This is a genomic window from Pseudomonas sp. TH39(2020), assembly GCF_016650715.1.
Classification (GTDB): domain Bacteria; phylum Pseudomonadota; class Gammaproteobacteria; order Pseudomonadales; family Pseudomonadaceae; genus Aquipseudomonas; species Aquipseudomonas mandelii_C.
The window spans coordinates 262,439-281,876 of record NZ_JAEKFF010000006.1 but is presented as its reverse complement, the minus strand read 5'-3'; the positions used below and the strand labels follow the sequence as shown (position 1 = coordinate 281,876).

18 protein-coding genes are annotated in these 19,438 nt (G+C 57.9%); 6 read left to right on the top strand and 12 right to left on the bottom strand.

Annotation, left to right across the window (positions count from 1 at the left end; genetic code table 11):
• Positions 1–41 precede the first annotated feature (41 nt).
• Both JFU47_RS09215 and JFU47_RS09210 read left to right on the top strand, forming a co-directional pair.
• Positions 42–932: an ATP-binding protein gene (locus JFU47_RS09215; RefSeq protein WP_140683416.1), complete on the top strand. Its 891-nt coding sequence runs from the start codon at positions 42–44 to the stop codon at positions 930–932.
• Entirely contained in the window at positions 929–1,411 is a 483-nt protein-coding gene (locus JFU47_RS09210) for a GAF domain-containing protein (protein ID WP_201182601.1), read from the top strand. The genes JFU47_RS09215 and JFU47_RS09210 overlap by 4 nt, the downstream gene beginning before the upstream one ends.
• On the opposite strand, the gene JFU47_RS09205 is transcribed toward JFU47_RS09210, so the two are convergent.
• The 9 genes from JFU47_RS09205 to JFU47_RS09165 all read right to left on the bottom strand — a co-directional run bounded on the left by JFU47_RS09205 (position 1,412) and on the right by JFU47_RS09165 (position 13,249).
• Complete coding sequence (locus tag JFU47_RS09205) at positions 1,412–4,360, bottom strand: HD domain-containing phosphohydrolase (RefSeq protein WP_201182599.1); 2,949 nt, start codon at positions 4,358–4,360, stop codon at positions 1,412–1,414. It lies immediately after the preceding gene.
• A gap of 49 nt (positions 4,361–4,409) precedes the next feature.
• The gene (locus JFU47_RS09200) at positions 4,410–8,054 is read right to left on the bottom strand and encodes a transporter substrate-binding domain-containing protein (RefSeq protein ID WP_201182597.1); all 3,645 of its coding nucleotides are present in this window, start codon (positions 8,052–8,054) and stop codon (positions 4,410–4,412) included.
• An 8-nt stretch (positions 8,055–8,062) separates the two neighbouring features.
• Positions 8,063–8,689 carry a response regulator transcription factor gene (locus tag JFU47_RS09195; protein ID WP_046049241.1) on the bottom strand — a complete coding sequence of 209 codons (627 nt, stop codon included), beginning with the start codon at positions 8,687–8,689 and terminating at the stop codon, positions 8,063–8,065.
• A gap of 255 nt (positions 8,690–8,944) precedes the next feature.
• Positions 8,945–9,337 carry a response regulator gene (locus tag JFU47_RS09190; RefSeq protein WP_201182595.1) on the bottom strand — a complete coding sequence of 131 codons (393 nt, stop codon included), beginning with the start codon at positions 9,335–9,337 and terminating at the stop codon, positions 8,945–8,947.
• Between the two features lie 183 nt (positions 9,338–9,520).
• A complete protein-coding gene (locus JFU47_RS09185; protein WP_056742437.1) occupies positions 9,521–10,849 on the bottom strand; it encodes a deoxyguanosinetriphosphate triphosphohydrolase in 1,329 nt (442 codons plus the stop codon).
• 69 nt (positions 10,850–10,918) lie between these two features.
• Positions 10,919–12,082: an EAL domain-containing protein gene (locus JFU47_RS09180; protein WP_201182593.1), complete on the bottom strand. Its 1,164-nt coding sequence runs from the start codon at positions 12,080–12,082 to the stop codon at positions 10,919–10,921.
• Positions 12,083–12,205: 123 nt separating this feature from the next.
• Complete coding sequence (locus tag JFU47_RS09175; RefSeq protein WP_201182591.1) at positions 12,206–12,547, bottom strand: hypothetical protein; 342 nt, start codon at positions 12,545–12,547, stop codon at positions 12,206–12,208.
• Positions 12,544–12,933, bottom strand: coding sequence for a phage holin family protein (locus tag JFU47_RS09170; RefSeq protein WP_201182589.1), 390 nt, complete (start codon positions 12,931–12,933; stop codon positions 12,544–12,546). Before JFU47_RS09170 ends, JFU47_RS09175 begins: the two co-directional genes overlap by 4 nt.
• Before the next feature lies 1 nt (position 12,934).
• Complete coding sequence (locus tag JFU47_RS09165; protein ID WP_123368965.1) at positions 12,935–13,249, bottom strand: DUF883 family protein; 315 nt, start codon at positions 13,247–13,249, stop codon at positions 12,935–12,937.
• A 306-nt stretch (positions 13,250–13,555) separates the two neighbouring features.
• On the opposite strand from JFU47_RS09165, the gene JFU47_RS09160 reads away from it, so the two are divergent.
• A complete protein-coding gene (locus JFU47_RS09160) occupies positions 13,556–14,764 on the top strand; it encodes an ammonium transporter (protein WP_140683445.1) in 1,209 nt (402 codons plus the stop codon).
• On the opposite strand, the gene JFU47_RS09155 is transcribed toward JFU47_RS09160, so the two are convergent.
• Entirely contained in the window at positions 14,761–16,473 is a 1,713-nt protein-coding gene (locus JFU47_RS09155; RefSeq protein WP_201182587.1) for a monovalent cation:proton antiporter-2 (CPA2) family protein, read from the bottom strand. The two genes, JFU47_RS09160 and JFU47_RS09155, sit on opposite strands and share 4 nt — an antisense overlap.
• A gap of 209 nt (positions 16,474–16,682) precedes the next feature.
• Here JFU47_RS09155 and JFU47_RS09150 point away from each other — a divergent pair, with 209 nt between their 5' ends.
• The 3 genes from JFU47_RS09150 to JFU47_RS09140 all read left to right on the top strand — a co-directional run bounded on the left by JFU47_RS09150 (position 16,683) and on the right by JFU47_RS09140 (position 18,371).
• Positions 16,683–16,922, top strand: a complete 240-nt coding sequence (locus tag JFU47_RS09150) for a glutaredoxin family protein (RefSeq protein WP_140683451.1) — start codon at positions 16,683–16,685, stop codon at positions 16,920–16,922.
• A gap of 169 nt (positions 16,923–17,091) precedes the next feature.
• Complete coding sequence (locus tag JFU47_RS09145) at positions 17,092–17,409, top strand: hypothetical protein (RefSeq protein ID WP_008145883.1); 318 nt, start codon at positions 17,092–17,094, stop codon at positions 17,407–17,409.
• 71 nt (positions 17,410–17,480) lie between these two features.
• Entirely contained in the window at positions 17,481–18,371 is an 891-nt protein-coding gene (locus JFU47_RS09140) for a pseudouridine synthase (RefSeq protein WP_201182585.1), read from the top strand.
• An 88-nt stretch (positions 18,372–18,459) separates the two neighbouring features.
• Here the strand turns inward: JFU47_RS09140 and JFU47_RS09135 are convergent, their stop codons facing one another.
• Both JFU47_RS09135 and mobA read right to left on the bottom strand, forming a co-directional pair.
• The gene (locus JFU47_RS09135; protein WP_140683457.1) at positions 18,460–18,681 is read right to left on the bottom strand and encodes a YgdI/YgdR family lipoprotein; all 222 of its coding nucleotides are present in this window, start codon (positions 18,679–18,681) and stop codon (positions 18,460–18,462) included.
• A 76-nt stretch (positions 18,682–18,757) separates the two neighbouring features.
• Entirely contained in the window at positions 18,758–19,360 is a 603-nt protein-coding gene (gene mobA / locus JFU47_RS09130) for a molybdenum cofactor guanylyltransferase MobA (protein ID WP_192410941.1), read from the bottom strand.
• Positions 19,361–19,438: the final 78 nt, after the last annotated feature.

Sequence of the window (19,438 nt, the reverse complement as noted above, 5' to 3'; positions counted from 1 at the left end):
TGTATCGCCATCATTACTGTGAACGTGCCCGAGGAGAAGACGTGGATTCCCGATTGAATGCTTTTCTTGAACGCGCCGATGCCGTTCTGGCCCGTATCGAACCGCTGCTGCCAGCACCTCGGCAAACCATCGACTGGACTCACTGCCTCGCAGCGCGCTGGCAACGTGAGGGCCGCAGCGGTTTTCTGTTGCCGCTGCAAGTCAGCCTAGACACGCGTTTGACCGACCTGATCGGTGTCGACCGTCAAGTGGAGCAACTGGGGCGTAATACCCTACAGTTCCTCGACGGCATGCCGGCCAACCACGCGCTGCTCTGGGGCTCGCGTGGTACCGGTAAATCGTCGCTGGTTCGCGCCTTGCTGGCCGAACACGCCGAAGCCGGTTTGCGCTTGATCGAAATCGAGCGCGATCACCTGGCGGACTTGCCGCGTATTGTCGAACAGATCGCCAAGTTGCCCCAGCGTTTCGTGCTGTTCTGCGATGACCTGTCGTTCGAGTCGGGCGAGGGTGACTATCGCGTGCTCAAGAGCGTGCTCGACGGCTCTCTCGAACAGGCGCCGGATAACGTTTTGCTGTACGCCACGTCCAACCGCCGCCACCTGGTGCCGGAAAAGGAAAGCGATAACGAAAACTGGAAACGCGTGGACGGCGAACTCCATCCCAGCGAGGCGGTGGAAGACAAGATTGCGCTGTCGGATCGCTTTGGATTGTGGCTGTCGTTCTATCCGTTTACCCAGGAACACTTCCTCAACGTCGTCGAACACTGGATCGGTCAACTGGCCGACAAGGCGGGCCTTAAGTGGCAGCGAGACGAAGAACTGGACATCCTCGCGGTACGCTGGGCCACGGGCCGGGGCAATCGCAATGGACGTTGCGCGTATCAATTTGCCCGCTATTGGGTCGGGCTGAAGCTGTTGGAGCACAAGGCATGATCGATTTAAAGAAGAGCGGCCAGGGCCTCGAAGGCTACGGCATGCTGTGGGCGCAATTGGAGTCATTGCTGGCGGACGAGCGGGATTTCATTGCCAACGCCGCGCAGTTTTCTGCGTTCCTGTTCAACCAGCTCGAGGACCTGAACTGGGCCGGTTTCTACCTCAATCGCAACGAAGAGCTGGTACTTGGCCCGTTTCAAGGGCAGATCGCTTGCGTACGAATTCCGTTTGGCCGGGGCGTGTGCGGAGCGGCGGCGGCCACCTTGCAGACCCAATTGGTCGAGGACGTGCACGCGTTCCCCGGGCACATCGCTTGCGACAGTGCGTCGAACAGCGAGCTGGTCGTGCCACTGGTCAAGGACGGTCGCCTGATCGGCGTGCTGGACCTCGATAGCCCGAAACTGGCGCGTTTTACCGCTGAAGATCAGGCCGGTATCGAGCAATTGGCGGCGATTTTCCTGCGCCTGACCGACTGCTGATCATGCCTGCAAGCCTGCCTTGACCAGCAGGCTTGCCGGATCAACCGCATCGATCTGTTTGGGATCGAGGAATCGATCGGCGTACTGCAAGTAGATTTGCGCGTTGATGAACAGCCCGAACAACTCAGGATCGATGTGGGCATCCCGGCACATCGTGGCCATGATGCCCAGCGCTTCGCTCAAGGACTTGGCTTTCTTGTAGGGGCGATCGGCGGCGGTCAGTGCTTCGAAAATATCGGCAATCGCCATCATCCGCGCCGGCAGGCTCATTTCTTCGCGCTTCAACTGTTTGGGATACCCGGTGCCGTCCATTTTCTCGTGGTGGCCGCCGGCGATCTCCGCGACGTTGGTGAGGTGACCGGGGAAGGGCAGGTGGCTGAGCATCAGAATCGTCTGCACCATGTGGTGATTGATGATGTAACGCTCCTCGCGGGTCAGGGTGCCTCGGGCAACGCTCAGGTTGTAGAGCTCGCCCCGGTTGTATTTGTAGCGCGGAACATCGAGTTTGAACCCCCAGGGATTATCCTCCGGAATCAGTTCGGCTTCGGCCCGTTCGAACAGGTGCTCGGGTTTGTCCGCCAGCAATGGCTCGCTGACCGGCAGTGTCGGTGCCGGGGTCCGCGCCTGACGCCGGTTCTCTTCCCAGGAAACGCCCAGTCGGTCATCCAGGGTTCGGATCCAGGTGCGTTGGGCGATGCTGCGCAGGCGTTGCTGGTCGGACTCGGCCATCGCCTCGCCACCCAGGTTGCAGCGGGCAACGAACGCGAAATCATCGTCCAGCCCTGCCAGCGTGGCGTTGCGCAGTCCGGCCAGGTGCTGCTCGTTACCGCCCAGGGCCGTGGCTTGCCAATAGCTGATCCAGGCATCGCGCTTGAGCACTTCGAAGCGGGTGCGGATTTCATGAATACGGTCGTTAAGGGTTTCCAGCTTCGTGGCTTTATCGACCACATATTCCGGAGTGGTGACCTTGCCGCAGTCGTGCAGCCAGGCGGCGATGTGCAGCGCTTCCCATTCATCTTCGGTGGGTTGATAGCCACTGAAGGCCGGGTCCTGGCTGGCAGCGGCGGCTTGGGCGAGCATCAGGGTCAGCGCTGGCACTCGCTGGCAGTGACCGCCGGTATAGGGGCTTTTGGCGTCAATCGCACCCGCCAGTAGTTGAATGAAGGAATCCAGCAGTTGTTTTTGTTTGGCTTGCAGACGCTGACTTTCAATACTCACGGCGGCCGCGCCGGACACGGCCTGGAGGAACGCGATGCGGTCCGGACGAAGTTTCTCCAGATCGCACTGATTGCCGGTATCGGCCAACAGCAGGATCAGCAGGCCCACGGTTTCGTTATGACGATTGTGCAGCCGAATACCGATCAGGTGAACGCGGGGACACTCCAGCGCAAGCAACACCTTCTGCAAATCCCCGGCTTGTTCAAAACCCAGCGTGGTGACGATGTTGTCGGCATTCGACAGCTGTTGTAGCCATGCAGGGCTTTGCGGAGCCTGGAGATCGTGTCCTCGAAGATCAAATGACGGCAATGCCTGAGAGGTGCCGTTGACGACCAGACCATGGGGCTCCATGCGATCGCCATCACTTTCGCGCAGGTAGATCAGACCGGCCTCGGCCTGGCCGATTTTCACGGTTTCAAACAACACCCGTTCCAGCAAGGGGGCGAAGCGGGTCTCGGCGCTCAGGCTGTCGGTAATCTGGAAAAAACTCGCCACGGTCTCTTTCATGCGAGTCATCGACACACTCAGTTGGTCGACTTCGAGCACGGGAGAGCGACGTGAAGCCGGAAAGTTGAAGTCAAAACTGCGAACCGCATCAGCCTCCCGCACCAGCGCGCGCAGGGGTTTAACCAGAATCCGCGAGGTCAGCCAGCCCAGCGGCAGGCACAGCAACAGCGTGGCCAGGGTAATCAGCGCGCCTTGCCAGCGCATGCGGTAGGCATCGACGAGTAACTCATCTTCCGGCACCAGCAGCGCCAGTTGCAGTCCCTGGGGGCCGCCCTCTTGCATGTGGCTGCGGGCAACGATCCATTGACGACCGGCGACATCCAGGCGATTACCTGCGGGGGGATTGTTGAGCAATGCGCCGAGGCTGGGGCTCAGGTCGGCGGCTTTGATCAGGCGAGCAGTCTGATCGTCGATGATCAGTTTGCTGCTGTCGGGATACGCGAGGGCATTCCCTTCAGCATCGAATAGCACTATTTCGGTACTGGGAGTCACGACATGTTTGGCCAGGGTTGCGGAGAGTTCCGCCAGGGTCAGGTCGGCACCCATGACGGCCTGTTCGCCGCTGCGCCGGGCAAGGGTAGTGCCGACATTGTGGGTGGAGAAAAAAATGTAGGGTTCGGTAGTGATCTGATCGCTGTCGCTGCGGGCGTTGGCATACCAGGCGCGGGTTCGCGGATCGTAGGTTTCGTCGGGGTTGTCCTGGCGGCTGATGAGGGCCAGATCCTGATCGAAAAACAATGATTGGGAGCGGACCTGACCGCTGTTGCCTGTTCGCTCAATGCTCCATACCTGATAAGCCGCAGTATCCGGTGCCTTGAGGAGCGTTTTCAGGTCGGGGGTTCGCAAGGGGCGAACCATGAAGAAATCGCCGTTGCCATAGCCCAGATACAGCGAGGCCAGGTCGGGATTGTCCTTCAGCGACTGGCTGAAGGGTTTGAGCAGCGCCAGGCGTTGCGCAAGGTCAGGTGCCTGGGCCGCCGGGTATTCCGCCAGCAGGGTCAGCAGATGGCGAATCGGCTCATAGGTGGCGTGCAGGTCGAGACGGACGTCCTGTTCGATGCGGTTGAAGAGCTTTTCACTGCTGGAAAGAATGATCTGCGTGGTTTGCTGGTAGTTGAAAAGGCCCAGCACCACGCCAGTCAGCAACAGCAGGAAAGTGAACATCACGCTGATATGGACGTGCAGGGGAAACCGACGTTGATCCGGGCGCAGTGGGCTGGGCATTGCAGGTTTCTCCATGATAGTTAACGCACTGCTCAGCGTCCAAGCATAGTTAAGGCTCTGTCATTCTGCTTTTATCGTTTTGGCCGATCTGTTGCTGCAATGCTTGCTCCAGTTCGAGCATGGCGCGCTCTATAGCCTTGCTGCAATCGGCCACTTCGTCGTGATGAAACACTTCATGGCAGGCCTTTTCCAGCGCCTCGCAGCTGTCGATCACCCGGGATGCCTGGACGATTCGGGCGGCGCCCTTGATTTTGTGGGCGACGTCGAGAAATGGCTGAGGTTCATTGGAGGGGGACAGCGCCAGCAGTTCTTGTCGGTCCAGACGGTTGCTGTTCAACAGTTCGGTCAACAGTCGCTGGTCCAATACCGGATCTCCGCCGGTCAAAAGACGCAATCCTTGCAGGCTGAACGCGGGATTGCGGACGGTTGGCCTGATACCTTCAACCCACTGACTCAAGGCTGTCAGGGTAAGGGGCTTGAACAGGCAGTCGTCCATCCCGGCTTGTTTGCAGCGTTGTATTTCTTCCGGTTGTGCGTTGGCGGTAAAACCCAGCACGGTACAGGGCGGGCGGCGCGTTTGTTGTTCATGTCGGCGGATGGCGCGGGTCAGTTCGTATCCGTTCATGATCGGCATATTGCAATCGACAATCACCAGATCGAACGGCTCGACTTCCCATGCCTGAAACCCCGCCTGGCCATCCGGCGCGACGCTGAATCGGTGACCCAGAAACTCCAGTTGCTGGCACATGAGCAAGCGATTGGCGGGATGATCGTCGACCACCAGAACATTCAAGGGGGTCGTCGTGGTGCGGATTTGCGCTTCAGCAGGCTCCGGCATCTGTACGAGTGGCAGGGTTGGCAGGTGCAACGACACCTCGACGTGAGTGCCGACACCCTGCTGGCTGCTGAATTTCAGGCTGCCGCCCATCATTTCGCACAGGCTGCGGCTGATCACCAGCCCAAGCCCCGCACCGCCTCTGGCTGACTGCCCGGAGTGATCAGCCTGAGCGAAAGGTTCGAACAACCGCCGCTGATCCTGTTCACTGATCCCTATGCCGCTGTCGTGAACCTGCAACAGCATCCGGACCCGCTCAGTCTCGGCGGTTGGCTGCAGGTCGACGATGATTCTGATTTGGCCGTGCTCCGTAAACTTGATGGCGTTGCTTACCAGGTTGGACAGCACCTGCTTGAAGCGCATCGGGTCCAACAGGACATCAAACCCCGGATTGGCAGGGCGAAATTCCAGCAGCAGCCGGAGACTTTTCTGGCGCGCCAGTCCATCGAAGACCCGTACCACCGAGGCCACGATTTCACTTGGATTGACCCGCTCCGGGCTCAGGCTCAGCCGTCCGGATTCAATCCGTGCAATGTCGAGGATGTCCCCGATCAGCTCCAGCAGGTCCTTCGCCGAGTTGTACGCCACATCGATGGCCGGGCGATCCGGGTGCTCATGATCGATGCGTTTCAGCGTGAGTTCGAGCATGCCGATGACCGCATTCATTGGGGTGCGGATCTCATGGCTCATGGTCGCCAGAAAAGTGGTTTTGGCTCGGTTGGCTTCATCGGCACGTTCTTTGGCATAGCGCAGATCATCGAACAGTTGCCGCCGTTCGCTGATGTCGATCCAGCCGCCAATGATGCCTTGTACTTCACCGCTCGAATCACGGTAGGGAAGAATCCAGTGGTAAATCGTCAGTCTGCGGTCGCCGATGTGCAGCGCACGATCGAGAATCAGCGGTATGCCCTCGGCCACGACGCGCTGGTAATCGGCCTGATATTCCCGGGCTTCGAACGCATTGCTCATGTTGGCTTGCATGACGCCTTTGCCGATGACGTCTTCACGTCTCGCGCAGAAGGCTTCCAGGTAACTGTCGTTGCAGCTTTGCAGCAGTCCCTGGCGATCGCGCACATAGATGGGATGAGGCGTCCCGTTGACCAGTGATCGCATGAATTCGAGTTGATCGTTCAACGCTCGCTCGGCCGCCTGACGCTGCTTTATCTGGCGACGCATGTAAGCGTTCCAGGCAATGGAAATCAGCAGCAGCACCCCGGCACCGATAACGATTTGGTAGAACAGACGGTGATAGTTGCGCCAGGTACTTTGCGAGGACGCCGAATAGCCGCGCCAGCGGCTGTTGATGATGCCCAGTTCTTCCGGCGCAATACTCAGCAGTGCCTTGTTGAGGATGGCGTTCAGTTCTTTGGCTTCCCTGCCTGTGGCCAGGGAGAACGCGGCCTGCCGGGTGCCGATGGTGGTACTGATTTGAAGGGTGTGCTCGAAGAGCTGCGATGAGATGAAGTAGTTGGCAATCACCAGTGAGTTCACCGCACCTTCTGCCTTGCCCTCGGCCAGCAACTCCACGGCGCTGAACGTGTCCAGGGTTTCAATCAGCCTGATCCGCGGGAACTCGCTGCGCAGGTAATCCACCAGGGGATTGCCTTGGGCGATTGCCAGGCGTTTGTCCTGCAACTGCGCAAGGCTTGCCGGGCTGTCGGCGGCTTTGCGAGTCAACAGGACAAAGGAGTTTTGCAGGTAGGGGCGGGTGAAGTTCAACGTCGTTTCACGTTGGGCGCTGGGGAGCAGGGCGGCGATCAAGTCGGCCTTGTTGTCCCTGATCTGCTCGATCATCTCGTCATCACTGCGGCTGCGACGGACGTCGAAGCGCATGCCGGTGCGCAATCTGATCAGCTCTAGCAAGTCCGCGGTAACCCCACGAAAGTTGCCATCACTGTCAAAAAACGACAGCGGCGCAAAAGCCTCATTGACCACCACACGCACTACCGGGTGTTGCGCCAGCCAGCGCTCCTCGTTGTGGGTGAGCTGCAGTTTTTGATCGGTGAGCAGCATGTCACTGCCGGCACTCCAGCGCTTGGCAATGTTGTCTCGTTCGCTGGAGGGGATGGCCATGAGCATTGCGTTGATGATCCCGAGCAGTTGCGGGTTGTCCTTGTGCACGGCAAAGCTGAAACCGTGTGCTTCGTGTTTGCCGAAGTTGGCCATGCGGATGTTGTTCAGATACCCCTTGTTGATCATGTAATGGGTAGAAATGGTGTCACCCAGAAAAACGTCAGCCTGGTCGAAGGCAACGGCATTGATCGCATTCTGGTAGGACGGAAAGGACGTGATGATCGCCCCCGGATACATTGCCTTGACCTCCTCCAGTGGCAAATAGTGATACACCATGCTCAGCCGTAGACCGGCCAGGCCATCGGTCAAGGATCTGGTTTCATCTTCGCGTGTCACCAGAACCGGCTGGTCTACGGCGTAGGGAGTGGAAAGTACGATGTCAGCGTTGTGAGCTTCAAATCCATTGGCGGTCCCCAGCAAATCAATCTCACCGTTTTCGAGTGCCTCGATCGCGATCTCCCGGGACACAAAGCGCAGAACCTTGATGGGCAAACCGGTTGTTTTGCCAAGGATACCTGCGTAATCGGCGGTAAAACCTTCGTAGTCGTGACCACTGATGGTCAGGTCAAAAGGGGGGTAGTCCGGGGCTGACGTGCCAAGGATCAGTTCCTGTTTATTCTCAATCCATTGTCGTTGTGATTTATCCAGTTGGACTTCCTGGTGTCCGGCCATCGAGCGACTCATCAGGGTGTAGTTCTCGCTGACGGTCTGCGCCGTGGCCACTGAGGTGTTCAGGCATAAACCTGCGGCCATGAGTGTCAAATAATCCTTTATACGACTGGGCATCCTGTCCCTCACACTAACGCGTTACGTTTTGCCATATCGATGAGTTCAACCAGGGATTTGGCCTTGAGTTTTTGCATGAGGCGTTTTTTATAAGTGCTGACAGTCTTGTTGCTCAGAAACATGCCTTTGGCAATTTCCTTGTTGGTGCGTCCTTGGGCAAAGAGTTGCAATACCATCAGTTCCCGGTCATTGACTGACTTGAACAGTTCCAGGTCGGCGAAACGTGCGTCATCACAGCGAACAGGATTCAAGGCCTGACTTGGGAAATAGTTGTAACCTGACAATACGGCCTTTATAGCACTGACCAGCTCACTCAGGTCTTCCTGTTTGCACACATATCCCGATGCGCCGGATTGCATGCAGCGAATACCGAAAAGTGTCGGGCACTGTGCTGTTAATACCAATGTTTTCAGGCGGGTACTCATTGCGTTGAAACGAGCGAGAACTTCCAGCCCATCCAGTTTGGGAATACTGATGTCGAGAATGACCAGGTCAGGCATGCATTCGCGAACCATCTGCATGGCGTCGACCCCATTATCAGTTTCGCCGACGACTTTGTAACCTTCATGTTCAAGTAACATTCTGACGGCAAGGCGGATGACCGGGTGATCGTCGACAATAAAAACGGAGTTCATAATCAAATCCCATACGAGCTCTAATAAAGCGCGCACCTTAGCTCAGATAGTTGAGGCGACGCATGAGCTGACGGACCTGCAGCGGCAATATAGGAACAATCCTACAGCTGAAGAGGAATAGGACTACGTATCAACTAGGTTTTTTATGTAGAAGGGTAAAGGTTGTTGATAGTTAATCGAGAAGTTGGAAGTGTTAAATTGTAAGTTTTGAGTCATGTTCGGGTTGAATTTTTAGTGCGCTTGTTATGCGATTTTTTACAATGAGGCCAAGGTCAACAAGTTTCTAAATTCGGATTGTTTCAGCGGTTTGATCAAGTACCCCAACAATGGCAGTCCGTGTTCGTTGGCCTTTTTTTCAAGTTTATCCAGTTCAACGGATGTCAGGCTGCTTAACAGTATCGCCTGTCTGATCATCCCCCGGTGGCTGGCGAATTCGACCAGATCAAGCCCGCAGAGGTCGGGCAGACATTGATCGCACAAAAGAATATCAAACGGTTGCACAGCCTTGAGCATTTGTTGCAAGGCGCCATTGGCACTGTCGGTGGTGGTCAGTTGGGTGAAACCGTAACTCTCAAGCAGGTATTGAGTCGCCCGGAGTTGGAAGGGATGGTCTTCCACTATCAATATGCGCAGATCGTCTTTGAACATAGGAGTATTCACGCTTCTTCTGTCGGGCTGAAGGAAGCGAGATTATTTCGCGAGGTTACCGAATAATCGATCAGTTAGCTCAGCACATGTTGTAGGGGGATTCGGCGAACGTTGAGTGCACTTGGGCTTTGAGAGGTCAATCAACCATTGCAGGCGGCGTAATGGTTGATCACCCGGGTCTCATCAGTGGCTCGAACGACCGGTCATCTCCAGCGCCATTTCGCTTGCATAGCTGTCGGTCATGCCGGCGATGAAATCAATCATCCGTAGAAATGAGGCGTGCAATGGGCCGTGGGGATCGGGCGCATTGTTACCCAAGAGGTCGAGGACTCGGCGACTCTTGAAGGACGGCGTTCGACCGTTATGCTGTTCCAGTGCCGCGCCGCAGAAGGCATTGAGCAGGATTTCCAGCGTGGTGTAGGCGCCGATTTCATGCAGGGTCTTGCGCTTGTCCTGGAAGATTTTTTTTCGCGCCATGTCCTTCGCATTCAGGACGCAACGCTTGGCAGGGCCGTGCATGTGCTCCACCAGATCACCGGGCAGCGTGCCGGCCAGTAACGCGTCCTGTTGCTCGACAAAGGCCCGGGCTGCGGCGTTGGTCAAGTGTTCAATGGCTTTGCCTCGCAGGATTGCCAGTTTGCGCCGGCGCGAATCCAGTGGACCAAGCTGGCGATAGGTTTCCGGCAAATCGTCACCCACAAGGTCCAGCAACAGGGACTCGACTTCGGCGTACTCCAGCAACTCCATTTCCAGACCGTCTTCCAGATCAATCAGCGCGTAACAGATGTCATCGGCAGCTTCCATCAGATACACGAGCGGATGGCGCGCCCAACGCTGTTCCTCGAGTTGCGGCAGGCCGAGTTTATGGGCGATTTGTTCCAGAAGCGGTAATTCGCTCTGATAGCAGCCGAACTTGTGTTTCTTGTAGCCCAGTGAATCCGCGTGTTTTGCCGTCCATGGATACTTCAGATAGGTACCCAGCGTGGCGTAGGTCAGCCGGGTGCCGCCGTCGAACTGGTGATATTCCAGCTGGGTGAGTACCCGGAAGCCTTGGGCATTGCCTTCGAAATTGAGGAAGTCATTACGTTCGACTTCGCTCATTGCATCCAGCCAGCCACGGCCGGCGGCTTGCTGGAACCAGTGGCGAATCGCGTCTTCGCCGGAATGGCCGAAGGGCGGATTGCCGATGTCATGGGCCAGGCAAGCCGATTGCACCACCATGCCCAGGTCGCTGGGCTCGCACCAGTCGGGCAGGGCGCTGCGGATGGTTTCGCCAACGCGCATGCCCAGCGAACGGCCGACGCAGCTGACTTCCAGCGAGTGGGTCAGGCGCGTGTGGATATGATCGTTGCTGGTGACCGGATGGACCTGGGTCTTACGCCCGAGGCGGCGAAACGCACCCGAGAAAATGATCCGGTCGTGGTCTTTGTGGAAAGGGCTGCGGCCGAGTTCTTCCGGGCTGTGCAGAGGCTTTCCGAGGCGTTCGCGAGTAAGCAGGGTTTGCCAATCCAAGGCGGGTTCTCTCCGTCAGGTGTTTGATTGCTTAAGCTTCCGGGTTCGCGTCCGGACCTGCAAGCGGAACTACAGCCCGGCGGCGTCGATATCGATGAGCAGCAGTCGCTCGCCGTGGTCGAAAAATTGCCCGGCGGTGAGGCAGTACTGGTTGGTGGTGGCATCGCGGTAAGTATTGGAGAGCGTCAACCTGCGCTCATCCCAACCCTCTGCCAGCAGATGATAGAAGTAGGGACGCCATGACCAGTTGTGACCCAGGTAGCGATTGTCGGCCTCCCAGCCGTTGTTGCGCCATTCAAGGTTGGGCGTCAGCTGCGTGCCGTGGCGGTCGCATTGGTAGAAGCGCAGCAGCCAGGGAAATGCATCCAGTTGTGGCAAGGCGCTGAGCGGTGCTCGGGCCTGAGCCCATGCTTGCAGGATGGTCATTAGCTCGCTGAGTTGCTGGCGCATGAGCATCAGGCGACCGCGCTCAGCCAGCTTCTGCTGAACGTAGCGCTGACGCAGTTGCGCGAAGCGCTCGACAAAGGCGTCCGTGGCAAAGAAACCGGCTTGTGCCCGGGCGAACAGAAAACCCTGAACGTAGCGCGAACCGCACTCCAGGGCAAAACTCAGTTGAGCTTCGGTTTCCACCCCTTCGGCGATGATCCAGCAACCGGTTTTCTCCGCCATTTGCGCCAGAGCCTTGACCACGTCGCTGCTCGGTCCACCCAACGCAGCAGCCTGGAACAGGCGCATGTCGAGCTTGAGAATGTCCGGTTGCAGCGCGAGCACGCGATCAAGCTGAGAGTAACCGGCACCGAAATCATCGATGGCGATCCGCGCGCCGGCCTGTCGGTAGCGCGCCACAACGTCGGCCAGGCGCTGAATATCGCCCCCCAGTTCGGTGATCTCGAAGACAATGCGTTGCGGGTCGACGTTGTGCTTGCTCAATTGCTTGAGGCTCGGTAGAGCCTGGTCCGGCCGCAAGCGGTTGATCCAGCGTGGCGATATGTTCAGGCTCAGAAACCAGTCCTCGGGCGCTTCATGCAGGCGGCTCAGCGCGTTATCGCGGATCTGGCGATCCAGACGACGCAGCGCGATAGCGGGCGTTCGCGGGTCGGCGAACAGCGGCCCCACCGAAGCCAGTTGTCCGTCAGCGTGGCGCAATCGACCCAGGGCCTCGATGCCAGCGATACGGCCGGTGGCGGTATCGATGAATGGTTGAAAGCAGGCGAGCGGTTGCCCGTCGATCACGAGGCCTCCTTGGTCAGGTCTTGTTATTGGATAAAACCTGTTCACCGGGTAGGCACGCAGGATTGAACCCCTCGATAAAGAGGTTCAATCCCGATGTTGCAAGAATGCAGCCAGATAACGGCCTTAGTGTTTACGCGAAGAGCCTTGCATGACCAGCTTGATCAATGGCCCCAGCGTGGCGCCCAGACGAACCAGTCGAGTGAGGCTGCTGACGCCACCGCTTTTGGCGCCCTTGCCCGTCAGAAAGCCCAGCAAGGTGACGGCTGCCACGCCCCAGAGTGGAGCGTGCTTGATGCCGAAGCCATCTTGCAGGTTTTGCGTCATCCCGCGCATGCGCTGCAAGGGTTGCAGCAGTTGCGCGGATTCGTGGCGGATTTCCTGACGATGCATTTCCATGCGCAGGCGGATTAGCGCCTTGCGCATTTCGGTGCGCGAGCTGTTGTGAGGCAGTTCAGGCAGGCTCATGGCAGCAGACGCTCCCGATCGTTGGCCAATTCTTCCAGAGTGCCGTGGAAGGGTGAGGACTCATCGAAAATCGCCGCTCTCAAGCGCATCCCGCAGAAGACGCAGGCAAGGGTGTAGAACACGCAGAGCGCGATGATGGCGGGCAAGCGATAGGTGTCCCAAAACAGGATCATCACCAGCGTCGACAATCCCACCAGCAACAGCAAGGCAAAAACCAGCGCCAGGCCTGCGAATAGCAATAGGCTTACCGTGCGGGCTTTTTGTTCCTGCAATTCGATGCCGAACAGTTCGACATGGCTGTGCAGCAGTCCAAGAAAAGCAGCACCCAGGCGCCGCGGTGAGGAGCTTGGGCCCGTCGCGGACGAGCCGGATTCGCCGATCGCCATATCAGCGCCGAGTGGCCAGCAAGCCAATCAGGAAACCCACGCCGGCCGCGATCCCGACCGATTGCCATGGGTTGGCCTGGACATAGTCTTCGGTGGCGGTAACGGCAGCCTTGCTGCGTTCGCGCAGGGAATCTTCGGTCAATTTCAAGGTTTCGCGCGCACGCAGCAGACTGTCGTGGATTTGCTCGCGCAGCTCATCAGCCTGATCGCCGGCCAACGTTGCCGTGTGTTCCAGCAACCGTTCGGTGTCGTTGACCAGAGTCTGAAAATCGGTCATCAGGATTTCTTGAGCAGTCTTTGCCTTGATGCTGGCCATGGGTGGATCTCCGTAAGTGGCTTCTGAAGCGTTCGAGTATGAGCCTTGCGCGAAGGTTCAGTACAAATGACTGGTACAACTTTTGCTACGTCGTGGTGCGTCTGCCTGCGCCGTTGCGCTGTTGCTGGGCAGGATTCGAGCAAAACCTTATCTCAAATAATGAAAACTCGCGCAAAGGTTCCAACCTTGTGCGCCAAGGCGGCTCATCGGGGGCTATCTGCTGATCCCGACAAGGTGCAATTTGGTGCATGAATTGTCTGTGCGAACTGCTTTGGTGCTTTTTTAGCCTTCAGGTCTGCCAACCCCATGGAAAATCTGCAAAGCGCTGTGGACAGTCTGGTCCATAGCTCCAATACATTGTTCATTCTGATCGGCGCGGTCATGGTGCTGGCGATGCACGCCGGTTTTGCCTTTCTTGAAGTCGGCACGGTTCGACAAAAGAACCAGGTCAATGCCTTGTCGAAGATTCTCAGTGACTTCGCCATTTCGACCCTGGCCTACTTCTTTATAGGCTATTGGATTTCCTATGGGGTGACCTTCATGCAACCGGCGGCTGTGATCAATGCTGATCATGGCTATGGGCTGGTGAAGTTTTTCTTCCTGCTGACCTTTGCTGCGGCGATACCCGCGATCATTTCCGGGGGCATCGCCGAGCGTGCCCGGTTCGTTCCGCAGTTGTGCGCCACGGCATTGATCGTAGCGTTCATCTATCCGTTCTTCGAGGGCATGATCTGGAACGGCAACTTTGGCTTGCAAGCCTGGTTGCTGGAGCACTTTGGCGCCAGTTTCCATGATTTCGCCGGCTCGGTGGTGGTTCACGCCATGGGCGGTTGGCTGGCTCTGGCGGCGGTGTTGTTGCTCGGGCCGCGCAATGGTCGTTATCGCGAAGGACGACTGGTGGCGTTCGCGCCCTCGAGCATTCCCTTTTTGGCGCTGGGGTCGTGGATCCTGATCGTTGGCTGGTTCGGTTTCAACGTGATGAGCGCGCAAACCTTGCAAGGTGTCAGCGGACTGGTGGCGGTGAACTCGTTGATGGCCATGGTCGGCGGTACCGTGGCGGCGCTGATCGTCGGGCGCAATGACCCGGGCTTTCTGCATAACGGCCCGCTGGCCGGGCTGGTGGCGATCTGCGCCGGTTCCGATCTGATGCATCCGGTGGGCGCGCTGATCACTGGCGTCATCGCCGGCGCATTGTTTGTATGGTGCTTCACTGCGGCTCAAGTCAAATGGCGCATCGACGATGTGCTGGGGGTTTGGCCGTTGCATGGTTTGTGTGGCGTCTGGGGCGGAATCGCCTGCGGCATTTTCGGCCAGAGCGCGCTGGGTGGGCTGGGCGGCGTGAGTCTGATCAGCCAGTTGATCGGCACTGCGTTGGGGGTGGTTGTGGCGCTGGCTGGTGGCTTTGCCGTGTATGGCACGATCAAGGCGTTCCATGGTCTGCGCCTGAGTCAGGAAGAAGAGTATTACGGCGCTGACTTGTCGGTGCACAAGATTGGCGCTGTGAGCCAGGACTAGGTCTCTTCGTCGTCAGCGCCAGGATAGAAACCGTGCAGCAGACGATAGCGGTCGTGCCGAATCTGGTCGGCCCGCTCCTGTACCTGATGCGCGGGTAATCCCAGCATGATCAGCGCGTGGGAGGCGAGCATCAGGCTCGACTCCAGCAGTTCAGGCACGACTTCGCTGGCGCCGGCTGCCTTCAACTCGGCCAGTTGGCTGTCGTCACGCGTGCGCACCAGAATCGGCACGGTCGCGTTCAGTCGCCGCGCTTCCTTGAGGATCAGCAGCGCGATGTCGGCCTGATCCACGGCGATCACCAACAGCCTGGCGCGCTCCAGCCCTATCGCGACCAGCAGTTCACCGCGACGTGAGTCGCCATAATGCACACAGGCTTCACCAACGGCGGCTTCGTGGACACGCACCGGATCGGTATCCAGTGCGATGTAGGGTTGCTGCGCGTTGCGTAGTGCGCGTCCGATTGACTGACCTACACGACCGTAGCCACATATAACGACATGGTTGTGTAACCCGGCGTTGAGCGCGCTGATTTCTTCAAGTTTTGCTTCTTCGTTGGGTTTGCGATGCAGGCGTGTGGCGATGTGGGGGGCGGCGCGCAGCAACAACGGCGTGACGAGCATCGAACAAAAGGTCGCCGCCAGCAACAGGCCGCCAAATTCCGCGGGCATGAGTTTGTTCTGCTGCATCTGTGCCATCAGCGCAAAGCAGAACTCGCCGCCCTGGGCCAATGCCAGGCCGCTGCGCCAGGCGGTTTCGCCATCGCTGCCACGCCATTTGACCAGCAGCGCAACGACGCTGCCCTTGAGCAGCAACAACCCCAGGGTCAGGCCGAGAATCAGCAGGCCGTGACTGACGAACAACTGCAAATCGATCATCATGCCGATACTGACGAAGAACAGCCCGAGCAGGATGTCGCGGAACGGGCGGATGTCGGCCTCGATCTGATGCCGGTAGTGGCTTTCCCCCAGCAGCATGCCGGCGAGAAACGCACCCAGAGCGGGGGAGAGACCGAGCAGGTGCGTCAGCCACGCTGTCAGCAGAACAATGACCAGCGCCAGTAGCACGAACAGTTCCGGGGAACGGGCAGCCGCCACTTCATGGAACAGCCGCGGCAGTACCCAGCGACTGGCCAGCAGCAGACCGACGAACAATACGACGGTTTTACCCAGCGTCAGTGGCAGCGCCCAATACCAGGCCTGGTCGCTGCTGCCAGCGAACACCGGCACCAGGGTCAGCAGCAATACCGCCACGACGTCCTGGAACAGCAACACGGCGATGGCATTCTGGCCGTGACTGCTGAAAATCTCGCCGAGACTGCTCAGCTCTTTACTGACAATGGCCGTGGAAGACAGCGACAGGCCGGCGCCGAGTAACAGCGCAGGTGTGATCGGCATGCCGAGCAGCATCAGTAAACCCCCTAGCAGCATCCCGGAGCACAGCACCTGTAGGCTGCCAAGCCCAAACACCACTCGTCGCAACGCGAGCATCTTCGACAGGGAAAATTCCAGCCCGAGGGAGAACAGCAGGAACACCACGCCTAACTCGGCGAGGTCCGGCAGCTCTTCGTTTTCGTTAACCCAGTTGAATGCGGTCGGCCCGATCATCAGCCCCACGCACAGGTAGCCCAGTACTGGCGGCAATCGCAGGCGCTGGAACAGTGCAATCACCACCAGGGAGGAGGCGAGGATGATCAACAGGTTGGCGAACACAAAAAACTCCGGGATGGACGCTGACCAGTCAAGCGTAGAGGCAAATAATCCGTGAGCATCGCGCAAAGGATGTTGAAGGCGACTGATGTGCGTCAGCGTATTGCCGCTCTCCGTTGCCGATATGACTCAAGGGTAGAGTATTCAATGGCTCGACGGCTTTTCAGGGCAGGCCTAGAATAGTTACTTAATTTTTTTTCGGTTGAGCGCTCATGCTTCCTGAATGTCAGCTGTTCGGCACCGTTGGTTGCCATCTTTGTGAAGTCGCTGAAGCCATGCTGATGGAATTTGTCGAGCGCGAGGGTCTGCTGGTGGAGCTGGTGGATATTGCTGACGACGAAACATGGTTCGAAGCTTACAGTCTGCGTATTCCGGTGTTAAGACGGGTCGACACCGGCGCTGAGTTGGCCTGGCCATTCAGCACCGAGCAGGTGGTGGCACTCCTGCGTTGATCGGTTTTTGCGGTGGCGGTGTTCCCGCCTGTCGAACTTTGCGATGGATCCCCTTGGCTTTACCGGCACTGATCGGATACTGTATGCACATACAGTTATTCGTGATGCCTGCCTTGCACCCCTGGTTTTCGGGTTTGGGCAAGCGGTCCGGGCGTGAGAGGGATGAATCGTGGTCAATGTCGAACAATTGAAGAACAGCGTGAACCGGATGTCGGCGGACGTGGTGCGCGAGGCTGTCCTCGAATTGCGTCTGGATGGCCTGGTGACAGAAGGGAAAACTCCCTTCAATAAACTGCATTTCAATACCTGTTTCGCCGAAATCGAAGCCTTGTTCCAGCGCGCGGGCTATCACCGGCAGTTGGATGTCGTGGGCTATCAGGGTTTGTTGTATGCGCTTTATGACCCTGGTCGATGGGAGGCGGTTGATGTGCTGCGCTGGCTCAAGGAGTTCACCGAAGCAGCAGCGCGCACGCAGATACCGGCTTGAGGATTCTCTTCTAGGTTCGTTCCGGCCGCTGTTGGATAATGCCGCCCTGTATTGAGGGTTAGAACTTTCGTATGTCCACTTCATCTTTTTCTGCTGCACACAACCAGGCCAGCACGCTCTACTTGCCGCCTGGTCCGTGGCAGACCGTACTCGATTGTCTGTGCGAACACTTCAGCGCCATCGGTCGTGAACAATGGCTGGACAGAATCGCTCGCGGTCGTGTTCTCGACGGTCACGGCATGCCGATCGCCCTTGATCTGCCTTACAAGGAAGGCTTGCGGATTCATTATTTCCGTGAGGTGCCGGACGAAAAGGCGATCCCGGTGGTTGAGTCGATTCTGTACGCGGATGAGCATCTGGTCGTGGCGGACAAGCCGCATTTTCTGCCAGTGACTCCGGCGGGTGAATACGTGGAACAGACCCTGTTGCGACGGCTGATCCGTCGACTCGATAACCCGCATCTGGTGCCTTTGCACCGCATTGACCGGCACACAGCGGGGCTGGTGCTGTTTTCCGCCAACCCTCAGAGCCGTTCTGCCTATCAGTCGTTGTTTCCGACACGGCAGATCGAAAAGCGCTACGAGGCAATTGCCCGAGCGTTGCCTGAACGCTCTTTTCCATTGGTCCATAAGAGTCGCCTCATTGATGGCGAGCCTTTCTTCCGCATGCAGGAAGGTCCGGGCGTCAGCAATACCGAAACGGCTGTCGAAGTCAGGGAGAAGAACGGTGATCTCTGGCGTTATGCGCTTTACCCGGTGACAGGCAAGAAGCATCAGTTGCGGGTGCACATGACAGCCTTGGGCGCCAGCATCTGCAACGACCCGTTTTATCCGCAGGTACTCAAGGATGTTGAGGATGACTATGCCAATCCTTTGAAACTGCTCGCTCAGGGATTACGGTTTGTGGACCCGGTCACCGGCGAGGAAAGAGCATTCGAAAGCACCATCACCCTGCAGTGGTGATCAAGAGGTTCAGCGAATCTGCTGATCTTCAGCCACGAAAAAGCCCGCATAAAGCGGGCTTTTCCATATCCGGTTGTCACCGCAAAAATTACAGCTCTTTAACGGTACGAACCTGATCCTTGTTGATGCGGGTCTGCTTGCCATCCAGTTGTTCGAATTCGTAGAAACCCGAATCCTTATCGAACTTTGGCGCGTCGACAGCCTGGATTTCTCGACCGTCATTCAAGGTGATCACTGTAGGCGATGCGCAACCGGCGAGGGTAGCGAGGCCCAGTGCGAGCATGAAAGTGGCGAGGGACCGTTGAGTCATGAGTGTGTCTCCGAATATGAATTCTTTTGGTTACTGAGCTTGAGACGTGTACAGCGCGCGCAAGTTCCTTCTCCTGTCAGTCTGACACAGTGTAGTTGGCACTTAACAGTTCGGGTGTGTTGAGGTTGGCCAGGCGTGGGTCATTGTCGGGGCATTGCAGGGCGGTAGCGCCCAGTTTGCGCATGAGGCGACCCGGACTGCGTTCGCCGTCGTTCCAGGCACTGTCGAAATCGGCCGAGAGTGCCACGGGGATTATGCACAACAGCGGTTCCCAGTGTTCGCCATGGCGCAGCATCAGCGGTTGATCCGGGTGCTGGCTGGCGGCGTCGCGCATGCTATTGAGCAGCGCGGCATCGATGCGCGGTACGTCACACGGCAGCACCAGCAGATGCGCATGGCGGGCGGCCTTCAGGCCTGCGCGAATCCCGGCCAGGGGGCCAGGAAAGTCGCCTTCATCGTCATGAACGAGCTGGTCGGCGTAGGGCGCGTACTTTTCCAGGTTTCTGTTGCAGGAGATGATCAGGTCATCGCTCAGTGAACGGGTCTTGCGGTGCAAGTGGGCAATCAATGGCTCGCCGTGCCATTCCAGCAGCCCTTTGTCCTGACCGCCCATGCGTTGGCCACGACCACCTGCCAGGAGCAGAATGGAGCAGGGCGGCAAATGTGTATTCGAGGTCATGGCAGGTCTCCATGGGGGCGGCGAAAAAATGAGGCGCTGTGATATAACACCGGGCTGTTTCTCCTACAACTGGATGAG

Excerpts from the sequence above, each read along its gene's own strand:
- JFU47_RS09210 (WP_201182601.1), top strand. The coding sequence starts at position 929 with ATGATCGATTTAAAGAAGAGCGGCCAGGGCCTCGAAGGCTACGGCATG.
- JFU47_RS09205 (WP_201182599.1), bottom strand. The coding sequence starts at position 4,360 with ATGCCCAGCCCACTGCGCCCGGATCAACGTCGGTTTCCCCTGCACGTC.
- JFU47_RS09200 (WP_201182597.1), bottom strand. The coding sequence starts at position 8,054 with ATGCCCAGTCGTATAAAGGATTATTTGACACTCATGGCCGCAGGTTTA.
- JFU47_RS09195 (WP_046049241.1), bottom strand. The coding sequence starts at position 8,689 with ATGAACTCCGTTTTTATTGTCGACGATCACCCGGTCATCCGCCTTGCC.
- JFU47_RS09190 (WP_201182595.1), bottom strand. The coding sequence starts at position 9,337 with ATGTTCAAAGACGATCTGCGCATATTGATAGTGGAAGACCATCCCTTC.
- JFU47_RS09175 (WP_201182591.1), bottom strand. The coding sequence starts at position 12,547 with ATGAGCCTGCCTGAACTGCCTCACAACAGCTCGCGCACCGAAATGCGC.
- JFU47_RS09170 (WP_201182589.1), bottom strand. The coding sequence starts at position 12,933 with ATGGCGATCGGCGAATCCGGCTCGTCCGCGACGGGCCCAAGCTCCTCA.
- JFU47_RS09165 (WP_123368965.1), bottom strand. The coding sequence starts at position 13,249 with ATGGCCAGCATCAAGGCAAAGACTGCTCAAGAAATCCTGATGACCGAT.
- JFU47_RS09160 (WP_140683445.1), top strand. The coding sequence starts at position 13,556 with ATGGAAAATCTGCAAAGCGCTGTGGACAGTCTGGTCCATAGCTCCAAT.
- JFU47_RS09150 (WP_140683451.1), top strand. The coding sequence starts at position 16,683 with ATGCTTCCTGAATGTCAGCTGTTCGGCACCGTTGGTTGCCATCTTTGT.
- JFU47_RS09140 (WP_201182585.1), top strand. The coding sequence starts at position 17,481 with ATGTCCACTTCATCTTTTTCTGCTGCACACAACCAGGCCAGCACGCTC.
- JFU47_RS09135 (WP_140683457.1), bottom strand. The coding sequence starts at position 18,681 with ATGACTCAACGGTCCCTCGCCACTTTCATGCTCGCACTGGGCCTCGCT.
- mobA (WP_192410941.1), bottom strand. The coding sequence starts at position 19,360 with ATGACCTCGAATACACATTTGCCGCCCTGCTCCATTCTGCTCCTGGCA.